This is a genomic window from Colwellia sp. BRX8-5, from assembly GCF_014077325.1.
Taxonomy (GTDB): domain Bacteria; phylum Pseudomonadota; class Gammaproteobacteria; order Enterobacterales; family Alteromonadaceae; genus Colwellia_A.
On record NZ_JACGVR010000096.1, the window covers coordinates 1 to 431 of the forward strand.

Here is a 431-nt window from a genome sequence, read left to right on the forward strand (position 1 = left end):
AGGGGATCACTTGGGGAGTAATCATAAGCTATAGCAAAATAAGCGAGTTACTTAGCTATAGCTTGTCTGGTGATTTTTACTTACACAGTTGCAACACAAACGTCTAAAGATTATTGGCCGTTTAAAATGACTTAATTATCAATTAAACCCAGCAAACCTTTTTTGACAAAGCTAGGTAAGGCGAAGGCAGCAGAGTGAAGCGGAGCATTATAATAATCAAAAATCAAGCCTGACTTTTCAACCCGTTCAGCGTTAAAATCCTTAATAGGATGGTATTGCTTAGACGCAAAAGTAAAACTCCATAAGCCGCCTGGATAAGTTAAATTACTAAAACTATACAAATAAGTTTTAGGAAAGACATTGTTTAATACTTTCAATAGCGATTGTTGAATATCCATGGCATACCAAGAAGACTCTCCCTGGGCAACAAC

At 36.7% G+C, this 431-nt stretch carries 1 pseudogene; it reads right to left on the reverse strand.

From position 1 onward, the window contains the following. Positions 1-131 precede the first annotated feature (131 nt). Positions 132-431, reverse strand: a pseudogene (locus H4J62_RS20035) (spermidine synthase); the annotation flags it as partial.